At 35.9% G+C, this 20302-nt stretch carries 18 protein-coding genes; 11 read left to right on the forward strand and 7 right to left on the reverse strand.

The genetic code is table 11. The features are described from left to right. Window positions 1-44: 44 nt before the first annotated feature. The 3 genes from ES677_RS09125 (at window position 45) to ES677_RS09135 (ending at window position 3869) form a co-directional block, all read left to right on the forward strand. Complete coding sequence (locus ES677_RS09125) at window positions 45-1433, forward strand: peptide MFS transporter (protein ID WP_148381077.1); 1389 nt, start codon at window positions 45-47, stop codon at window positions 1431-1433. A gap of 15 nt (window positions 1434-1448) precedes the next feature. Continuing rightward, complete coding sequence (locus tag ES677_RS09130; RefSeq protein WP_148381078.1) at window positions 1449-3233, forward strand: peptide MFS transporter; 1785 nt, start codon at window positions 1449-1451, stop codon at window positions 3231-3233. An 87-nt stretch (window positions 3234-3320) separates the two neighbouring features. Further along, on the forward strand, window positions 3321-3869 hold the full coding sequence (locus ES677_RS09135; RefSeq protein ID WP_211357871.1) for a thioredoxin family protein: 549 nt from the start codon (window positions 3321-3323) through the stop codon (window positions 3867-3869). A gap of 4 nt (window positions 3870-3873) precedes the next feature. Here the strand turns inward: ES677_RS09135 and ES677_RS09140 are convergent, their stop codons facing one another. The 5 genes from ES677_RS09140 to surE form a co-directional block, all read right to left on the reverse strand. Further along, a complete protein-coding gene (locus ES677_RS09140; RefSeq protein ID WP_246124421.1) occupies window positions 3874-5838 on the reverse strand; it encodes a ComEC/Rec2 family competence protein in 1965 nt (654 codons plus the stop codon). 77 nt (window positions 5839-5915) lie between these two features. Next, window positions 5916-6440 (reverse strand): C40 family peptidase, encoded by a 525-nt coding sequence (locus ES677_RS09145; protein ID WP_148368447.1) that lies wholly within the window; start codon window positions 6438-6440, stop codon window positions 5916-5918. Next, window positions 6440-7561 (reverse strand): lipid-A-disaccharide synthase, encoded by a 1122-nt coding sequence (gene lpxB / locus ES677_RS09150; RefSeq protein ID WP_148368446.1) that lies wholly within the window; start codon window positions 7559-7561, stop codon window positions 6440-6442. Before lpxB ends, ES677_RS09145 begins: the two co-directional genes overlap by 1 nt. A 10-nt stretch (window positions 7562-7571) precedes the next feature. Continuing rightward, window positions 7572-7859 carry a hypothetical protein gene (locus ES677_RS09155; RefSeq protein ID WP_148368445.1) on the reverse strand — a complete coding sequence of 96 codons (288 nt, stop codon included), beginning with the start codon at window positions 7857-7859 and terminating at the stop codon, window positions 7572-7574. After that, window positions 7852-8628: a 5'/3'-nucleotidase SurE gene (gene surE / locus ES677_RS09160; RefSeq protein WP_148368444.1), complete on the reverse strand. Its 777-nt coding sequence runs from the start codon at window positions 8626-8628 to the stop codon at window positions 7852-7854. Before surE ends, ES677_RS09155 begins: the two co-directional genes overlap by 8 nt. Window positions 8629-8843: 215 nt before the next feature. Here surE and ES677_RS09165 point away from each other — a divergent pair, with 215 nt between their 5' ends. Continuing rightward, complete coding sequence (locus ES677_RS09165; protein ID WP_148368443.1) at window positions 8844-10985, forward strand: carboxy terminal-processing peptidase; 2142 nt, start codon at window positions 8844-8846, stop codon at window positions 10983-10985. A gap of 7 nt (window positions 10986-10992) precedes the next feature. Continuing rightward, window positions 10993-12081 carry an ABC transporter permease gene (locus tag ES677_RS09170; protein WP_148381079.1) on the forward strand — a complete coding sequence of 363 codons (1089 nt, stop codon included), beginning with the start codon at window positions 10993-10995 and terminating at the stop codon, window positions 12079-12081. Between the two features lie 13 nt (window positions 12082-12094). Here ES677_RS09170 and yihA read toward each other — a convergent pair whose 3' ends face one another. Next, a complete protein-coding gene (gene yihA / locus ES677_RS09175; RefSeq protein WP_148381080.1) occupies window positions 12095-12706 on the reverse strand; it encodes a ribosome biogenesis GTP-binding protein YihA/YsxC in 612 nt (203 codons plus the stop codon). Between the two features lie 83 nt (window positions 12707-12789). Then, entirely contained in the window at window positions 12790-13554 is a 765-nt protein-coding gene (locus ES677_RS09180; protein WP_148368440.1) for an alpha/beta fold hydrolase, read from the reverse strand. A gap of 295 nt (window positions 13555-13849) precedes the next feature. On the opposite strand from ES677_RS09180, the gene mraZ reads away from it, so the two are divergent. From mraZ to mraY, 6 genes are all read left to right on the forward strand, one after another. After that, a complete protein-coding gene (mraZ, locus tag ES677_RS09185; protein WP_148368439.1) occupies window positions 13850-14320 on the forward strand; it encodes a division/cell wall cluster transcriptional repressor MraZ in 471 nt (156 codons plus the stop codon). Beyond that, on the forward strand, window positions 14307-15209 hold the full coding sequence (gene rsmH, locus ES677_RS09190; protein ID WP_148381081.1) for a 16S rRNA (cytosine(1402)-N(4))-methyltransferase RsmH: 903 nt from the start codon (window positions 14307-14309) through the stop codon (window positions 15207-15209). Before mraZ ends, rsmH begins: the two co-directional genes overlap by 14 nt. 49 nt (window positions 15210-15258) lie before the next feature. Beyond that, a complete protein-coding gene (locus ES677_RS09195) occupies window positions 15259-15576 on the forward strand; it encodes an FtsL-like putative cell division protein (RefSeq protein WP_148368437.1) in 318 nt (105 codons plus the stop codon). A 63-nt stretch (window positions 15577-15639) separates the two neighbouring features. Then, window positions 15640-17589 (forward strand): penicillin-binding protein, encoded by a 1950-nt coding sequence (locus ES677_RS09200; RefSeq protein WP_148381091.1) that lies wholly within the window; start codon window positions 15640-15642, stop codon window positions 17587-17589. Further along, a complete protein-coding gene (locus tag ES677_RS09205) occupies window positions 17589-19052 on the forward strand; it encodes a UDP-N-acetylmuramoyl-L-alanyl-D-glutamate--2,6-diaminopimelate ligase (RefSeq protein WP_148381082.1) in 1464 nt (487 codons plus the stop codon). Before ES677_RS09200 ends, ES677_RS09205 begins: the two co-directional genes overlap by 1 nt. Before the next feature lies 1 nt (window position 19053). Further along, window positions 19054-20292 (forward strand): phospho-N-acetylmuramoyl-pentapeptide-transferase, encoded by a 1239-nt coding sequence (gene mraY / locus ES677_RS09210; RefSeq protein ID WP_148368435.1) that lies wholly within the window; start codon window positions 19054-19056, stop codon window positions 20290-20292. Window positions 20293-20302: the final 10 nt, after the last annotated feature.

A 20302-nucleotide genomic window follows, 5' to 3' on the forward strand; every position in this document is an offset into this window, starting at 1 on the left:
TTGAGTATTAAAAACTAACGATCAATTAATTAACTGATAAAATTATGGCGAATACAGCTACAATAGCAAAACACAAAGAACTCTTTGGACATCCAGTAGGTCTTTATATTCTATTTTTCACCGAAATGTGGGAACGTTTCTCGTATTATGGAATGCGTGCCATTTTAGTATTATATCTTGTAGCAGAAACACAAGGCGATAATGTTGGTTTAGGTTGGACTAATGGTGAAGCGTTAGCACTTTATGGTTGGTACACGATGTTAGTTTATGTAGCTTCTATTCCTGGAGGTTGGTTAGCTGATAAATTTCTAGGTCAGAAAAAAGCCGTTTTATATGGCGGTGTTTTATTGATTCTGGGACACAGTGTTTTGGCCATAGAACAAATGTGGGCATTTTACGCAGGTCTAGGTTTAATTGTTCTTGGAGTGGGTTTACTTAAACCAAACATTTCAACTATGGTAGGTGGGCTTTACAAACAAGGAGATATTAGAAGAGATAAAGGATTTACAATTTTTTATATTGGTATTAATGTGGGCGCCTTTTTAGCGAGTTTAATTGTGGGGTATGTAGGTGAAGTTCACGGATGGCATTATGGTTTCGGTTTAGCTGCAATAGGAATGGCTTTAGGGTTACTTCAATACCTCGCAGGTCAAAAATACTTGAAACATGTTGGTAATTTTACAGGCGCATCAGAAAATGAAGAAGAAAAGGCGGCTTTAAAGAGACCTTTATCAAAAATAGAGAAAGATCGTGTAATTGTACTATTAATGTCTTTCTTATTAGTTATTGTTTTTTGGGGAGCATTCGAGCAAGCAGGTGGATTAATGAATATCTATGCTATGGACAATACCAATAGAGCGCTTTTAGGATGGGAAGTGCCAGCGTCTTGGTTCCAGTCTTTTAATGCTATGTTCATTATCTTTTTAGGAACTACAGTAGCTGCATTTTGGGCACGTAGAAAACTAAAAGGAAAATTATCTTCATCACTTTTTAAAATGATTTTAGGATTAATTATTATGGGAACAGGATTCTTTTTTATGTCGGCTGCTGCCGCGCAATTTGAGAGTACTGGCTCATCAGCTATGTATTGGTTAGTATTAGCTTATTTATTTCATACGGTAGGAGAATTATGTATTTCTCCAGTTGCCTTATCTTACATTACTAAATTGGCCCCTTTAAAATACGCGTCGTTAATGATGGGTGTGTTTTTCGCTATGACTGGTTTAGGTAATAAATTAGCCGGCTTGTTAGGTGAATCGGCTTCAGAATATGGTGAATTCACCATTTTCACCGGTATTGCTTTGTTTTGTGTGCTTTTTGGACTCATTGTGATGCTTTTTAGAAAGAAATTAGAAACGCTTACGCACGGTGCCGAAGATAATGAACGTGAAATAGAAGATGAAAATGAAGGTTATGAAGTAGCTAAACAATAAATTAATAATTTATATATGAACACTGATATTGAAAATCTTTTTAAAGACAAGGTGATTGGTCATCCTGCGGGCTTGTTTATTATCTTTTTTACTGAAATGTGGGAACGTTTTTCCTTTTACGGAATGCGTATTCTTTTAATATTATTTTTAACGGCTCCAATAATTAGTGATAACCCAGGTTGGGATTGGCCTAGAGAGCACGCTTTAGCGTTAATTGGAACTTATGGTTCGCTATTATATTTAACACCAATCTTAGGAGGTTGGCTAGCAGATAAATATACAGGGTACAAATGGGCCGTAATTATTGGTTGTTTTTTAATGATGCTAGGTCATGCCTCAATGGTGATCGATTCACCTTGGGCATTATACTTAGGATTAGGATTATTAATTGTAGGTACCGGTTTCTTTAAACCGAATATGACATCGATGATTTCAGCGATGTACGAGGGTAAGGAGTCTAAAAAAGATGGCGCTTACACCATTTACTATATGGGTGTAAATGCTGGTGCATTCTTCGGAATGATGCTTTGTGGATATTTAGCGGAAAACCTTGGGTGGCATTACGGTTTTGGGTTAGCTGGAATTTTTATGCTTTTAGGTTTGATTCAATTTTGGTTGGCTAAAGATTTCTTTGGAGATATTGGCGAAAGACCTTCAAAAGAAGTTAAAGTGGATATTGCTTTAAACATGTCTGAAGATAATGTGCACGTCGATGAAGCTAAATTAGCTCAAGAAAAACAAAACCCGTTTACAACGGTCGATTTAGTATTAATCGTATTGTCTTCATTAGGAGGTTTACTCTATTTATTTAACGACCCGATGTCTAAAATTGGTGATATTAATTTCTTAGACTTTCAAATAGGAGGAATGGACGGTTCTAACGTCACTATTTTAACAGCCTTAGTCTTATTTCTACACTTAATCATTACAAGAATTTCTAGATACACGAAAATAGTTAGAGATAAAATTATTGCGGTATCTATATTTGGCGTTTTTACGGTATTCTTTTTCGCTGCATTCGAGCAATCTTTAGGCTCTATGACGCTTTTTGCTCAAGATTATACAATGCGATCGCTAACAGGAACATCTGCGATACTATTTAAAATAGTCGATTTAATTTTAACAGTGGGACCTTTAGCTATTATTACTTGGGTTTTGTTTTTGTTATTCAAAAAAACATTCAAAAAAATTCCAATTTCAAACATTGTCTTAGCGCTCTCTTTTGTGGTGTTATGGGGTATTGTATATTACAAAGTAAGTAACGAGTTTAGCAAAGAATCTACCGAAGTACCGGCAACTTGGTTTGGTATCTTGAACTCTTTCTTTATTATTTCGTTAGCACCAGTATTTTCTAAATGGTGGGAGAGTAAGTATAACCCAAGTGCGGCAATGAAATACGGCCTCGGTTTAGTGCTTTTAGGTTTAGGTTTTGGAGTGTTAGTAATTGGTACATTAGGTATCGAGCAAGGGGCTAAAACAGCGTCTGTAAGTATGATATTTTTAATTTTTGCTTACTTATTACATACTATGGGAGAATTATGTATTTCTCCAGTAGGATTATCTTATTTAAGTAAATTAGTCCCGGCTAGAATGATTGGCTTCATGTTTGGTATCTGGTATTTAGCTATCGCTATCGGGCAAAAAGCAGCGGGTACAATGGGAGGAATGATCGATAAAATTACCGAAGAATATTCGTTAAGTACCTTCTTCTTAATATTTACATTAGTACCAATTGCTATTGGTTTAATTTCGGTGGTCTTAAATCCAATATTAAAACGTTTAATGCACGATGTAAGATAACATCAGTAAATAATACAATAAAAACGTCTCGTTTGAGGCGTTTTTATTTTTTTGTAACTTTGGAATACCTTTTGAAGAGATAGAATTATGAAAAAACACATACTACTTTTAGCGGTTGCACTTTTAACAACCATAGTTGTTTCTGCCCAAGAGATAAACTGGGTAACTTTAGATAAAGCAGTGGAGCTGCAACAGAAAACACCCAAAAAAATTATAATGGACATGTACACAGCGTGGTGCGGTCCTTGTAAAATGTTAGATCGTAATACCTTCTCTAACCCTGATGTTATAGAGTATGTAAATAGACATTATTACGCTGTAAAATTTAATGCCGAGGGTAACGATGTTGTCCCTTTTAAAGGAAAAACATTTACGAACCCTAATTACAACCCTGCGCGCGCAAAATCGCGAAATTCTGCACACCAGTTAGCGAGTTATTTTAAAGTTCGGTCGTACCCGACCATATTGTTTTTAGATGAAAAGGCCGATTTTCTGGCGCCAATTATTGGCTACAAAACGCCTCAAGATTTAGAACTTTATCTTAAAATGTTTAAGAATAATAAGCATACGGAAATGTCATCTCAAGATGCTTTTAATGTTTATTTTAAAGCGTTTAAGCCCGAGTTTACAAACTAGACTTTTAGTATTCCATTATAAAAGCACCCTTTTCGTAAGTACTATGAAAAGGGATTCTTGTTTTTAAGCAAGTGGTTTTCCAGCGGGCAACATAAGACTTGTAATTACTCCCATCTGCAATAATGGCTTTGGGTTGTAGCGTCTTTAAAAGTCGGTTTAAATTTATTTTCGGAGAATTTATTAAAATAATATAGTCCGGATTTAAATTTGTTATGTTGTACACGCCTAAACTATCAATGAGTAAAACATAGCGATCATTATAACTATAAAGCGATTGTAAAGTGTCGAAACGAGTTGAACCAATACGCTGTTCCGTCACATAAGATTCTAAACTTCTAAAGTGATCGATACTGTCTAAATTTGAAGCAATGTTCAACGCTTTATTCTCTTTTTTGCCAAGTATAGTATATCGTGATTTATGAAAAACAGTAAAACTAGAGTCTGAAGATTCAAATTCGGAATAGATTAAAACACCATAGAAGACGACAATAGAAATGAACGTTAATCGCAACCATTTATAAGTGCTATTTTTAAAATAGCCGATTAAAAATACAATAATTAGATACCCTGATAAAACTTGAAGTAAACTGAAAGAAATTCCTTTTAATAAAAAGGCGTCGTGCTGAGATATCCAAGCCATTAAGGTATTCATTAAACCAATAATGCCACCATAAAAATCCGCTAGAAATTGGGGTAACAGTGCCACTGAGGCTAAAGCGATAACCAGAATACCCAAACCTAGAATTACACCTAAAAACGGAATGATAAGGAGGTTAGCAATAAAAAATAAACCAGGAATTTGATGAAAGTAAAACAAACTTATGGGCAGGACCCCAAACTGTGCAGCAAGGGTTACTGTAAAAACATCCCATAATTTTTTAGGGATATAATATTTAGGCGTCCATAAATTAGCCAACAACGGTTGGATACTCACAATAGCGATTACTGCCAAATAACTCAATTGGAAACCGACGTCGAAGAGGATTAAAGGTTTACATAGAACCAAGATTAGTATCGAGAATGCTAAAGTGTTATAAATATTTGTAGGCCGTTTTGAATGCATCGCAAAAGCGACGATGCTAAACATCGTCACTGCGCGTGTAACCGAACTGGAGAGTCCTGCGATAATAGCAAAACACCATAAAAGTATAATGATAATTATACCCGCGATCAATTTGCCGTTTTTAAAGCGATGTAGGGGTTTAAACAGGAAAGTGAGGAGGTATAATATTAGACCAACGTGAAGTCCAGAAACCGCAAGAATATGAATCGCTCCGGCATTTATATAATGTGTGGTGATGTCTTTACTAATATCTTGCCGCTGACCTAAAATTAACGCGTTAATAATAGATAATTCATCTGCTGAAAAATGATAGGTATTAAGTGAACTGTTAATATGTTTTCTAATGGCATCAGCATAACCGTATATGGTGTGTTTTTCAGTGCTGATCAAGAATAATTGCGGTGTCGTCGTGTAGAGTTGTTTGTAAATATATTGCTTCTCTAAATAAGCTTTATAATCAAATTGATTCGGGTTTAACGGATTTTGTATGGGGTTTAATGCCGTTTTGGTAGTGTAAATATTGTCTACATCCAAACGGGAAGTGCTATCACTTTTGGCAACATTCAACAACGCTTTTCCATAAGCAGTGCGATCGCCAATGTTTAAAATATCTATAATATATTTTTCACTGTAAAGAGAGGGTTTTAACAGACTTTTAATTCTAAAAGTAATTGGTTGTTCTGTAGTAGCGAGTTTTAAGTAATGAGTGTCGTGACGCTTTTCATTATGTAAATTGGTGAATAAACTACCGAAAGAGATCGTCGTTAAACAAACGATTAACCCGAACGTAAACGACTTTTTATGTCTCTTACGTTCTATAAAGTGAACGATACCTAACAGAACAATAGAGCTGCTAGCAAAAAATAGGGATAATGCGTTAGGAATAAAATAATAAAAAGCCAACACTATTCCAATTATGAAATATAATGTTAGCTTTATGATATTGAAATTCAGGAGTCTCACTCCTAAATATAGCAAATTTATTACAATACGCGACGCGCTTGTACAAAAGCAAAATACCAATATTTTTCAGCGAGATCAGAAATCATTACACCGCGACTTGAAGAGGAGTGAATAAATTCTACTTTACCTAACCGAGACGTGGTAACAATTCCTACGTGGTTTACTGTTCGACTATTTTTAGAAGTTGCAAAAAATAAAAGATCGCCTTCTTGAACTTTTTTTAAATCTACCCAATTTCCGTGCGTCGATAAAGTACCCGTTGTTCTTGGCATCGCAATGTCTTCTTCTTTAAATGCGGTGTAAATAAGTCCAGAACAATCCATTCCTCTTTTTGTCGTTCCACCGTACTTGTAACGCGTGCCTTTATACCTTTTAGCATTTTTCACAATGGCTTCAGTAACCTCATTTATTTCTTTTTCAGCACGAGGATTACGGTCAGCAGTTTTAGTCGTTCTAGACTTTTTAGTCACTACTTTGCCGGTATTTGTCGATTTACAAGCAGAAATAGATACGAGTAAACATAAAATTAAAATGATTTTTCGCATTATTTCAGAGTGTTTATTGAGTTGAAAATTAAATGGGCCGTAGCTTCACTAGCACCTTTGCCGCCTAATTTTTTTTCTAATTCGTAATAATTCATAAAAAACTTAGCACGTTCTTTAGTGTCTAAAATAAGATCCAGTTCTTTTCTTAAACGCATCGTGTTAAAATCTCCTTGGATCAATTCGGTAACGGCTTCTTTGTCCAATATTAGATTCACCAGCGAAATATATTTCAAATTAACTACGCGCTTACCAATTTGGTACGATATCCAGCTTCCTTTATAAGCTACCACTTGCGGGACTTTAAACAAAGCAGTTTCTAAAGTTGCTGTGCCAGAGGTCACTAACGCCGCATTGGAAACGCTTAATAAATCGTACGTTTTGTTAGATAGAAAGTGAACGTTAGATTTCTTAATAAATTGCGAGTAGAAGGCATAATCTTGTCCGGGAGCACCAGCAATTACAAATTGATACTTCTTATAATGATCTACTACACTTAGCATTACAGACAACATTTTTGTTATTTCTTGCTTGCGACTTCCGGGTAGTAAAGCTATAATTGGTTTATCGCTCAGTCCATTATCGGTTCTGAATTGGTATTCGGTAACTTGAAGTCTATCTGAAATTTCGTCAATTAGCGGGTGCCCAACAAAATGCACCGGAAACTGATGTTTTTTCTCATAAAATTCTTTTTCAAACGGAAGGATAACGTACATCGCATCGATATCGCGTTTTATAGATTTTATTCTGTTTTCTTTCCACGCCCAGATTTGCGGTGAGATATAGTAATGATTTTTGAAACCTTCTTGTCGCGCCCATTTTGCAATTCGTAAATTAAAACCAGGGTAATCGATGTAAATAATAACATCGGGAGCGTAAGCTGCGATATCCTTTTTACAATATGATAAGTTTCTAGTAATCGTTCTTAAGTTTTGTAAAACTTCTACAAAACCCATAAACGCCAATTCTTTGTAATGCTTTACGAGCGTGCCACCTACCTTTTGCATAAGATCGCCTCCCCAAAACCTAAATTCGGCATTTACATCTTGAACTAATAGCGCCTTCATAAGGTTGGCGCCGTGTAAATCGCCAGATGCTTCACCAGAAATAATGTAGTATTTCATTCTATAAATCTTAAAATTTATTTAAAATAAAAATTAAAGCCACAACAACAATAGCAGCTAAAACACCTTTTGCAATATCTTCTTTTTTTCTATTTAAGAATAAATAGAAAACGGGTAAATTTAATAAAACACCAATACTTGCACGTTTGCCTAAAACGGTGGTCGATGTTATTTTATCTATAATTTGATCACTGTTGAGTCCCACTTGCATACCTATAAAAATGGTATAAATAATCACGCCAATAGTGGTGGTTACTAGTCCTATTACAAAACCTAATAAAATTTCTTTTTTATTCATTAAAACTCCACGTATTTAATTTTTGAATGCTATGGTGCGCAGTCAAATCAAAATGAACTGGGACCAAAGAAATATAATTGTTTTTTAAGGCCCATTCATCGGTATCTTCACCTTTATCATAATTAACAAACGTTCCGGTTAGCCAATAATAATCTTTGCCTTGCGGCGTTTGTCTTTTGTCAAATTCCTCTTTCCAATTCGCTTTCGCTTGGCGGCATATTTTTACGCCTTTAATCTCTTTTTTATCAATTTTAGGAATGTTTACATTAAGCACAACACCTTCTGTTAAGCCATAGTCGAGCACATTTTTAGCAATCGCTTTAATATAATGTTTCGAAGCTTTAAAATTAGCATTCCAACTGTGGTCAAGTAACGAAAAACCAATAGCAGGAATCCCTTCAATTCCAGCCTCAATGGCAGCACTCATAGTGCCCGAATAAATAACGTTAATTGAAGAGTTCGACCCGTGATTAATACCCGAAACACATAAATCGGGTCTTCGGGGTAAAATTTCATTAACCGCGATTTTCACACAATCGGCCGGCGTACCAGAGCAACTATACGCTTCATAATCTTCCGCTTTAACTTTAATTTTTTCAAGATGTAACGTGGAGTTCAAAGTTATGGCGTGTCCCATACCGCTTTGCGGACTATCGGGTGCAACCACAACTACGTCTCCCAGTGTTTTCATTATATTCACCAAAGCAATAACGCCAGGTGCAGTAATGCCATCATCATTTGTGACTAAAATGAGGGGTCTATCGGCCATAGTATAGTCGTTTTTGTAGGCTAAAATACATAAATTCTCAAGGAAATTAGTAATTTGAGGGCTTTAACAAAAAATTAGTGTCAAATGAAATTGTTGGCACAGTTTTTTCTTTACTTTAGTGGAATCAATCCCTTACTGTGAAAAAAATAAGCGTTTTTAATATTAGACAGGTAATTAGATTATTATTTGAACGCGCAAAATAAAGAGAGCTCAATATGAAAAGTAGATATAATATTTTAATGCTCGTATTGCTATTGGCCTTTGGCTCTTGTAGCTTTACAGCGAAAGTAGATAACGATCCAGATAAAGATAAACTGTTAATTCAAATTGTAACTCTAGCTTTAGAGCAGTTGCATTTTCAGCCTAAAGAATTGAATGATAATTTTTCGCAAGATGTTTATAAAACGTACCTAAACCGGATAGATCCTTTAAAAAGGTTCTTCTTACAGTCAGATATTGATGAGTTTTCAAAATTTGAAAATGAAATAGATGACGAGCTTAAAAATTATGAAATCGCCTTTTTTAATTTAACCAACGAACGTTTGGTGCAACGAATGCAAGAATCCAAAGATGTTTATAAAAAAGTATTATCTAAGCCTTTCGATTTTAATGAGAGTGAAGTGTTTAATACCGATTATGAAAATCATGGTTACGTTAAAAATAAAAAGGAGTTGAATGAACGTTGGAGACAAATTTTAAAATTTAGCACGATTTCTGGCTACGACGATTTAGTAACGGCACAAAAAAATGACACTATTGTTTCTGTTGAAGGAGAGAAGAAAGAAATAAAATCACTTAAAAAAATTGAAGCAGAAGCACGCGAAGAAACGTTGAAAAATTTGGATGCCTATTACACCGATTTTATCGACGATATGCAACGTAAAGATTGGTTCTCGATGTATATTAATACTATAGTGGAAGGGTTCGATCCACACACAACTTATTTTGCGCCGAAAGATAAAGATAGATTCGACCAGCAAATGTCTGGAAAATTAGAAGGTATTGGAGCGCGACTACAGAAAAAAATGGATCATATAAAAGTGGTCGAGCTTATCTCTGGCGGACCAGCTTGGAGAGGTCAAGAAATTGAAGTGGGAGATCTTATTGTAAAAGTACGTCAAAAAGGAGAGAGAGAATCCGTGAGTATTGTTGGAATGCGTATTGACGATGCCATAAAATTAATAAAAGGCCCGAAAGGATCTCAAGTAATTTTAACAATGAAAAAGGTCGATGGTACGTTTAAAGATGTTGAGTTAACGCGAGATTTAATAGAGCTTGAAGAAACGTATGCAAAATCGTCTACAGTTATTAAAGACGATAAGAAATTCGGGATTATTAATTTGCCTAAATTTTATATAGATTTTGAAGATTATAGCGAAAGAAATGCGGCGTCTGATGTGAGGCAAGAAATTGAAAGACTCAAGGAAGAAAATATTGAAGGTCTTATTCTTGATTTAAGAAACAATGGAGGGGGATCGCTTAAAACTGTTGTAGATATTGCTGGTTTATTTATAAAAGACGGACCAATAGTGCAAGTTAAATCTACAAACGCACCAAAAGAGGTGTTAGAAGATACAGATCAGGCTATTGTCTGGGATGGTCCATTAGTAATTATGGTAAACGAGTTGTCGGCATCGGCATCTGAGATTTTAGCAGCTGCAATGCAAGATTATAAACGCGCAATTATTATAGGGAGTAAACAAACCTATGGTAAGGGCACGGTTCAAAATATTATAGATTTAAACCGAATGGTGAGACAAAATTCACACGGTGATCTTGGTGCTATCAAAATTACACGTCAAAAATTCTATCGTGTAAATGGAGGGTCTACGCAACTAGAAGGCGTTAGGAGTGATGTGGTTATTCCAGACCGCTACAGTTATGTGGATATTGGAGAACGCGATCAAGACCACCCATTAGCTTGGGATAAGATTAGTGCTGTAAACTTCGACAAGTGGAATGGTTATTACGATTATGACGCGACAATTTCGAATAGTAAGATTAGAATGGCAAATAATAATCAGTTAAAGCTTATCGAGGAGAATGCACAGTGGATTAAAACACAAATGGATAAAAATAACTTCTCTTTAAATTATGACGACTATAAGATGGAGTTAAAAAGTAACGAAAAAGTATCAAAAGAATTTGATGCTATTTCAAAATACGAAACGAACTTAACTTTTGGGTCGTTGCCTTACGAAACGAAGTTGTTTTCTAAAGACACTATTTTAAAAGAGAAAAGAGACCGCTGGCACACTAATTTAAGTAAGGATGTTTATGTAGAAGAAGCGCTGAATGTGCTTAATGATCTTAAAATGTCCTACGAAATTAATAAAGTAGCCAATATAAAAGAGTAATCTAAAAATGAGTATACCATCGCACTCATTGAGTCAATTAGCGCTCCAAAAGTTTAAAAAGAACTTTTGGGGCGTTTTTAGTTTGTGTTTTATTATAGGAATTGGCATTATAGCGGTGTTTGCGTATGCGTTTGCACCAGATAATTCTCAAAATGCAAACCAAATGCACGTATCTATAGCTTCGAAATCGCCTGGGTTTTCGGTAACGATGCTGGTGTTGCCATCTCAATTGGAACACGGTCAAAGTTTTTTTGATACCCTGTTTTTTGGGAAAATAAATACAACGACAGAGATTCCTGTTTCAGATTATAATATTTCACGAAACACAATATATTACACAGAGTTTGCTACCGATGGGTTAATAGGACTAGAAAAAGAGGTTACCATTGATTTGGCTATTGCTCCAGATTCTTTAATTCGAGAACAACGTTTTTTATTGGGAACAGATAAATACGGTCGCGATTTATTAAGTCGCATATTAGTTGGCGCTAGAATTTCCTTTTTTATAGGCTTTGTAGCTGTCTTTATTTCATTAGTTATTGGTGTGTTTATGGGTAGTATTGCCGGTTACTTTGGCGGTAGAGTGGATGCCCTTATCATGTGGGTTATTAATGTGACATGGTCTATTCCTACATTACTGTTAGTGATTGCAATCACTTTAGCCTTAGGGAAAGGGTTTTGGCAAGTATTTATAGCGGTAGGGCTAACAATGTGGGTAGAAGTGGCTCGTGTGGTACGTGGTCAAATTATAAGCGTTAAGGAAAACCAGTATGTTACGGCGGCAAAAGCTTTAGGGTTTAATAATTATAGAATAATTACAAAGCATATATTGCCTAATATAATGGCGCCAGTAATTGTTATCTGTGCCGCTAATTTTGCGGCGGCAATATTGGTAGAAAGTGGTTTAAGCTTTTTAGGAATAGGGGCGCAGCCACCAATGGCAAGTTGGGGTGCTATGATTAAAGATCATTATAATTATATTATTCTAGGGAAACCGTATTTGGCAATTATTCCAGGACTATGTATTATGTTTTTGGTAATGGCATTTATGTTAATTGGTAATGCCTTACGCGATGCCTTAGATGTTAAAAATTAAAGAAATTAATAGCTTATTTTGGTGACGTCACCATGTTTTGGTTTAGGCTAGCGATGTATTCTAAAACGTCTTCTTTTCCAATATCTTTAGAGGCTGATGTAACAAAATGTTTGGGCATCTCTTCCCAGGTTTCTAGCATCACTTTTCGGTAAGCCTCCACGTGCCGGTCTGCCGCATTGGGTTTTAATTTATCGGCTTTTGTAAAAATGATACAAAACGGCACTGCTTTCTCTCCGAGATATTGCATAAACTCTAAATCGATAGGCTGCGGATCGTGTCTAATATCTACTAAAACAAAAGCACACACTAACTGCTCACGAAGATCAAAATACTGCGTAATAAATTTCTGAAATACTTTCTTGGTTGTTTTTGATACTTTGGCGTAACCGTACCCTGGTAAATCAACGAGAAACCATTCGTTATTAATTAAAAAATGATTTATTAATTGCGTTTTCCCTGGTCTTCCCGAAGTTTTTGCTAAACTTTTTCTGTGGGTAAGCATATTAATAAGCGAAGATTTTCCAACGTTACTTCTGCCTATAAATGCGTATTCTGGCATTAAATTCTTAGGGCATTTAGCCACGTCAGAATTACTCATTACAAATTCTGCAGATTTAATTTTCATTGTATTTAATTTTTGTAGAAATCTTATGTTTTAAAAGACTTTCAGTGATAATCGGGTTTAAAGTAAAAACGGAGTAGGTATAATTAAAAGCCTCTTTTTTGTAACCACTCGTCAAGAATGGTATTGAATTCTTCAGGATGTTCCATCATAGCAGCATGGCCACATTTATCAATCCAAAATAAATCGGAGTCTGGTAATAACTCATTAAATTCAACGCCAACATTTGGAGGTGTTACGGTGTCATTTTTTCCCCAAATAATGCACGTTGGTGTCGTCATTTTTGGTAAATCTTTAGCCATATTATGCCTAATAGCACTCTTCGCAATTGCTAACGTTTTAATTAGTTTATTACGGTCGTTAACAGTTTCGTAAACCTCATCAACAATTTCTTTAGTGGCAACGGCAGGATCGTAAAAGACTTCCTGTGCCTTTTTCTTCATGACTTCGTAATCGCTACGTTTGGTGTACCCACCGCCCATTGCGCTTTCGTACAAACCCGAACTACCTGTAATAATTAGTGCTTTTACATGTTCAGGATGCAATTTAGTATGGTATAAACCGATGTGTCCACCTAAAGAATTTCCCAATAAAATAACCTCATCAAAACCTTTGTACTCGATAAATTCGTGAACAAACTTTGCGAAGGATTTAACGTTGGTTTTTAATAGTGTTCTACTGTAAATAGGTAACTCAGGAATAATAACCTGATAGCCTTTTTTGCTGAAGTGATTAAGTACTCCTGTAAAGTTACTTAAGCCTCCCATAAGCCCGTGTAGCACAATTAATGGAGTCCCTTTACCTGCTTCGATATAAGTATATTTTCCTTCTTCTTTTATAGTATGAGTCATTAAGTGTCATCAAATCTGTTAAAGCAAATATAGTTATTTCAATCAAAAAAAATAATATAATATTGCGATTGTTAAGTAAAGCTTTTAAAAACAGATGTTAACAAAACTTTAAGTCTCGTTTTAATCATTTTTAAAGAGTTGAAAAACAGTTATTGAACCGTATGTGTCTCTATATTACGGTGTTTAAAATGTGGTTTTCAACAATTACTTATTAACAAAGTGGTAAATTGTGGTAAAAAGTGGTATATTTTTCAATATATTTGAATTGTAAACCAATTTCATTTTTTAAAACGCTTTGAACTCATTAATAGGAACATACGAATGTAAAGCAGACACAAAAGGACGTGTTATGCTTCCTTCTGCGCTTAAAAAGCAGTTGTCTCCGGTGTTGCAAAATGGGTTTGTATTAAAACGTAGCGTTTTTCAGGCGTGTTTAGAGTTGTATCCTATGGCAGAATGGGAGCTATTAATGCAAAAAATGAATGGTTTAAATCGATTTAAAAAAAAGAATAACGATTTTATTCGACGTTTTACTGCGGGTGTAAAAATTGTAGAGGTAGATACTAACGGAAGATTATTAATACCGAAAGATCTTATAGGTTTCGCAGGAATATCGAAAAACATTGTAGTCTCTTCAGCAATTAATATTGTTGAAATATGGGACAAAGATAAATATGAACAAGCCATAGACGATGCTGCTTTAGATTTTGCAGATTTAGCTGAAGACGTTATGGGACAAGACGATGAGACAGATGGAATATCATAATCCAGTATTATTAAAAGACACCGTCGACGGCTTAAATATCAAGGAAGATGGTGTTTATGTCGATGTTACTTTTGGTGGTGGTGGCCACAGTAAAGAAATATTAAGACGCTTAGGGCCTAACGGAAAATTGTTTGCTTTCGATCAGGATGCCGATGCGCTGGAGAATAAAATAGACGACCCAAGGTTTACGCTTATTCACGAGAATTTTAGATTCGTAAAACGGTTTTTAAGGTTTTATGGAGCGAAAGAGGTCGATGGAGTTTTAGCCGATTTCGGTGTGTCTTCACATCAGTTTGATGTCGCAGAACGCGGATTTTCAACACGTTTTGACGCGGATCTAGATATGCGAATGAATCAGAAAAGTGAGTTGTCTGCGTATCATGTGGTTAATGATTATCAAGAAGAAGATTTGCGTAGAGTTTTAGCGCAATATGGCGAATTACGAGCAGCTCCAGCGATGGCAAGTTTAATTGTTGAGCATAGAGAAGAGCAGCCTATTAAAACTAGTGAGCAATTAAAAGAGGTGTTAAAAAAGTTTTTACCACCACGACACGAGAATAAGGTGTTAGCACAAATATATCAAGCCATTAGAATTGAGGTGAATCAAGAAATTGAAGCTTTAAAAGAATTCTTAATGCAAACGCCAGGTATTTTAAAACCTAACGGACGCTTATGTTTTATATCGTATCACTCATTGGAGGACAGGTTGGTAAAACGATTCATAAAAAACGGAATGTTTGAAGGTGAGCCAGAACGCGATATGTTTGGAAATTACGAAGTGCCTCTAAAAAAAGTAGGGGGTTTAATTGTGCCTTCAAAAGAAGAAGTGAAAAGGAACAGCAGATCACGTAGTGCTAAGCTTCGAATTGCTGAGAAATTTAAGTCTTAGTAAAATAATAGATGTGAATAGAAAAACTGAATAAGACGAATTATCTGTAATGAGAAAAAGTATTCATAGTGTATTAAGAGGACGGTTCCTAGTCAGCGACGACTCTTTTAAAAACTGGAAAATGATTCTGTTTATTTCGGTGTTAGCCATTGTAATGATTGCCAGTTCGCACAGTGCCGATAAAAAAGTATACAAAATAGCACGACTAAAAAATGAAGCTAAAGAGTTGCGATCGGCATTTATAGATGGAAGAGGGCGCTTAATGGAATTGAAAAAAGAATCGTCTATTGAGATTAAAATGCGAGAAAAAGGGTTAAAAACCTCCGAGGTACCGCCTCAAAAAATAAAAGTAAAACCACAAATCTAAAGTTCAGTCGTGGCAGTAAACGAAAAGAACATATTAAACCGATTGTATTTTATAGCTGGATGTATGTTCATCTTTGGGCTTGCTGTGGTTTTTAAATTGCTTACTATTCAGTTTGTTGTCGGTGATAAATACCGAGCGTTAGCAGAAGAACGAACGGTTAAAGATGTTATTATTCCTGCTAATAGAGGTAATGTGTATTCGGTAAAAGGAAACTTATTAGCGACTTCCATTCCTAAGTACGACATTCGTATTGATGCGATAACGCCTTCAACTAAAACTTTTCAGAAATATTTAAAACCCTTAAGCGACTCGTTGTCTGCTTACACTGGTCGAAATTCTAGCTACTACCAAAAAGAAATTAAAAAAGCCCGAGCGAATAAAAATAGATATTATTTACTAGCGCGAGATATTGGATATGCAGACTATATAAGATTGCGAAACTTCCCGATGTTAAATCTTGGCGCTTATAAAGGCGGATTAATCGTTGAGCAAAATACAAAAAGAGAACATCCAATGGGTGAAATCTCGATGCGGACTATCGGTTATGAGCGCAAGGACGATGACGGTAATATTACGCGTGCAGGAATAGACGGGGCTTTTGGTGAATTATATTTACGCGGAGTAGACGGGCACAGATTAAAACAAAACATAGGAAAAGGACGATGGAAACCAATTGTCGATTATAATCAAGTCGAGCCAAAAGATGGGTACGATGTTTATACTACCATCGATGTTAACGTGCAAGATGTTGCGCATCACGCACTTTTAGAACAGTTAGAATTATACAAAGCGGAGCACGGTTGTGTGGTGGTGATGGAAGTGAAAACAGGAGAAATTAGAGCGATTTCTAATTTAGCTAAAAGTCGATCGGGAAAGTATTACGAAAAAAGAAATTATGCGGTTTGGGAGTCTCATGAGCCGGGGTCCACTTTTAAGGTGGCGTCATATATGGCGGCTTTAGAAGATAAAGTAGTAGATACTTCTACCGTTATAGATACTGGAAACGGTGTTAAAGCATTTTATGGTAAACGTGTGCGAGATTCGCGTCACGGAGGTTATGGTAAAATATCGGTAGGGCGTGCGTTCGAGGTGTCTTCAAACATAGCAATCGCATCGATTTTAGACGATGCCTATGCAGAAAACCCGATGCAATTTATTAACCATCTTAAAGATTGGGGATTAAATACAAAATTGGATGTCGCTATAAATGGTGAAGGCGCGCCAGTAATTTACGAACCTGGTGATAAAGAATGGAGTCGTAACGCATTACCGTCTATGGCTTACGGTTATAACTTAAGGTTGACACCACTGCAAATGCTAACGTTTTACAATGCCATTGCAAATGATGGTGAAATGGTAAAACCACATTTTATTAAAGAGGTAAAAGAATTAGATAAAGAAATAAAAGTATTTGAAAAAGAAGTGCGTCGCGAAAAAATTTGCTCTGATGCTACTTTAGGTGCTATGCAAGCGATGCTTAAAAAGGCAGTTAAAAACGGAACGGGTAGAAATTTATATTCTAAACATTTCTCGATGGCTGGAAAAACGGGGACCGCTCAAACAGAGTACTGGATGAAAGACTGGAAAGAAAATCCAAGATACGTATCGTCTTTTGCTGGTTATTTCCCTGCTGACAATCCTAAGTATTCATGCATTGTGGTAATACACAAACCAAGTACTAAAAAAGGGTATTACGGTGCCGATGTTTCGGGGCCAGTTTTTAAAAAAATTGCAAGAAAAATTTTTACCGATACACCAATTATAGACGAAATAGAAACTCTGGAAGTAGTTAATGCTTCCGTCGACGATGAGTTTCAGAATTATTATAAAGTGGCAAATACCTATAAAACCATAATGCCAAATGTTATTGGATTACCAATTATGGATGCTCTGGCGCTTTGTGAGAATTTAGGGCTAAAAGTAAAAATGGAAGGCGTAGGTGTTGTAAAAACGCAATCGATTCCGAAGGGACAAAAAGTAAAGAAAAATCAAATCATAGTTTTAGAAGTATAGTGAAATTATTAAAAGACATATTATTTAAGGTTGCAATCCAATCGGTTGTGGGAAGTACGGAGGTTTCTGTAGAGGCCATCCATTTTAATTCTCAGAAGATTGTTGAGAATGATGTATTTGTCGCTATAAAAGGAAGCACGACCAACGGGCATACATATATAAAAAGTGCGATTGAAAAAGGAGCAATCGTTGTGGTTTGCGAGGTGTTGCCAGAACAAATTGAAACGGCGGTAACCTATATTGAGGTGGCGAGTTCGAGTAGGGCTTTGGCTATTATGGCTTCTAATTTTTACGGCAATCCGTCGCAAAACTTAAAATTAGTTGGTGTAACGGGGACTAACGGAAAAACCACGATAGCGACTTTATTATACCAATTGTTTAAAAAGGCGGGGTATAAAGTAGGATTGTTGTCTACGGTAGTCGTAAAAGTGGATAACAAAGATTTTAAAGCAACACACACAACACCTGATTCTTTATCGATTAACAGGTATTTAAAAGAAATGAATAATGAAGGGGTTGCGTTTTGCTTTATGGAAGTGAGTTCGCACGGTATTCATCAAAATAGAACAGAAGGATTGCAGTTTGAAGGTGGTGTTTTTACTAACCTGTCGCACGATCATTTAGATTATCACGACACGTTTGCAGCGTATCGCGATGTTAAAAAACGTTTTTTCGATCAGTTGCCGAAGCAAGCGTTTGCTTTAGTAAATACCGATGATAAAAATGGAGCGGTTATGCTTCAAAATACAGCGGCTAAGAAATACACGTATGCTCTTAAAAGTTACGCGGATTACACGGCGCAAATTTTAGAGAATTCCTTTAACGGATTGCTTCTTAAAATTGATGGAAGTGAGGTTTGGACACGATTGGTAGGTGATTTTAACGCTTATAATGTACTGGCGATTTTCGCTACTGCAGAATTACTAGGACTTGAAAAAGTAGAAGTGCTGCGGTTAATTAGTGAGTTGAAAAGTGTAAGTGGACGGTTTCAGTATTTCATTTCAGGTAATAAAATAACTGCTATTGTAGATTATGCACACACGCCTGATGCCTTAAAAAATGTATTGGAAACCATAAATAGTATCCGTACAAAAAACGAGGAACTCATTACGGTTGTTGGCTGTGGTGGTGATCGCGATGCCACCAAAAGACCTAAAATGGGGCATATTGCTTCGGCCTTAAGCACAAAAGTGGTGTTTACAAGTGATAACCCAAGAAGTGAGGTGCCGGAAGCTATTATTAAAGACATAGAAAACGGAGTCGAGCCACAGAATTTTAAGAAAACCCTATCGATTACCGATAGAGAACAAGCTATTAAAACCGCCTGCCAATTGGCTAATTCTGGAGATATTATCCTTATCGCAGGAAAAGGACACGAAACGTATCAAGATATTAATGGTATGCGTTTCGATTTTGACGATTATAAGACAGTAGAAAAAATATTAAAGCAATTACAGAAATAATATGTTGTATTACCTATTCGATTTTTTAGAAAAACATTATGATATCCCAGGGCTTGGCGTGTTTCAGTACATCACGTTTAGAGCGGCTTTAGCTATTATAGTATCCTTGTTGATTTCTACAATTTTCGGAAAAAAAATCATAGGGATTTTACAGAGAATGCAAGTTGGTGAGTCGGTTCGCGATTTAGGATTAGACGGGCAAGTAGAAAAAGCAGGAACGCCAACAATGGGAGGTTTAATAATAATTATGGCCACGTTAATCCCTGTGTTGTTATTTGCCAAATTAAATAATATTTATGTAATAATGCTCATTATAACCACCGTTTGGATGGGGTTAGTGGGGTTTACAGACGATTATATAAAAGTATTTAAAAAAGACAAAGCGGGACTTAGTGGCAAGTTTAAAGTCCTTGGTCAAGTAGGATTGGGGATTTTTGTGGGATCGGTAATGTATTTTCATCCTGGAGTTACCATTAAAGAAAAAAATCCCGTAACAGAAATACAAGTACAGACTGAAGTCGTTTCGACCACGATAAAAAGTGAATTTAAAGAGGAAACAGGGTCTATAAAAACAACCATTCCCTTTGTAAAAAATAACGAGTTCGATTATGCTGAAATTATGCGATTCTTTGGTGATGATTATGCCAAATATGCGTGGTTAATTTTTATACCTATTGTTATTTTTATAGTAACAGCAGTCTCAAACGGAGCTAATTTAACCGATGGAATCGATGGGCTCGCCGCAGGAAGCTCGGCTATTATAGTCTTCGCCTTGGCAGTCTTTGCTTTTATTTCGGGTAACATTGTGTTTTCAGATTACTTAAACGTCATGTTTATTCCACGACTTGGTGAGCTCGTAGTTTTTATCGCCGCGTTTATTGGTGCGCTAATCGGGTTTTTATGGTACAACACGTATCCAGCCCAAGTATTTATGGGTGATACAGGGAGTTTAACTATAGGTGGTGTTATTGCTGTCATTGCAATCGCCGTGAGAAAAGAGTTGTTAATTCCGGTGTTATGCGGAATCTTTTTTGCCGAGTCTCTATCTGTAATACTTCAGGTAGCTTGGTTTAAATACACAAAGAAAAAATATGGTGAAGGCCGACGCATATTTTTAATGTCGCCGATACATCATCACTATCAGAAGAAAGGATATCATGAAAGTAAAATTGTAACCCGTTTTTGGATTGTTGGAATTTTTCTCGCCATTCTCTCTATAGTAACACTAAAATTAAGATAAGTACCATATT

It is taken from the genome of Bizionia gelidisalsuginis, from assembly GCF_008086185.1.
Classification (GTDB): Bacteria; Bacteroidota; Bacteroidia; order Flavobacteriales; family Flavobacteriaceae; genus Bizionia; species Bizionia saleffrena.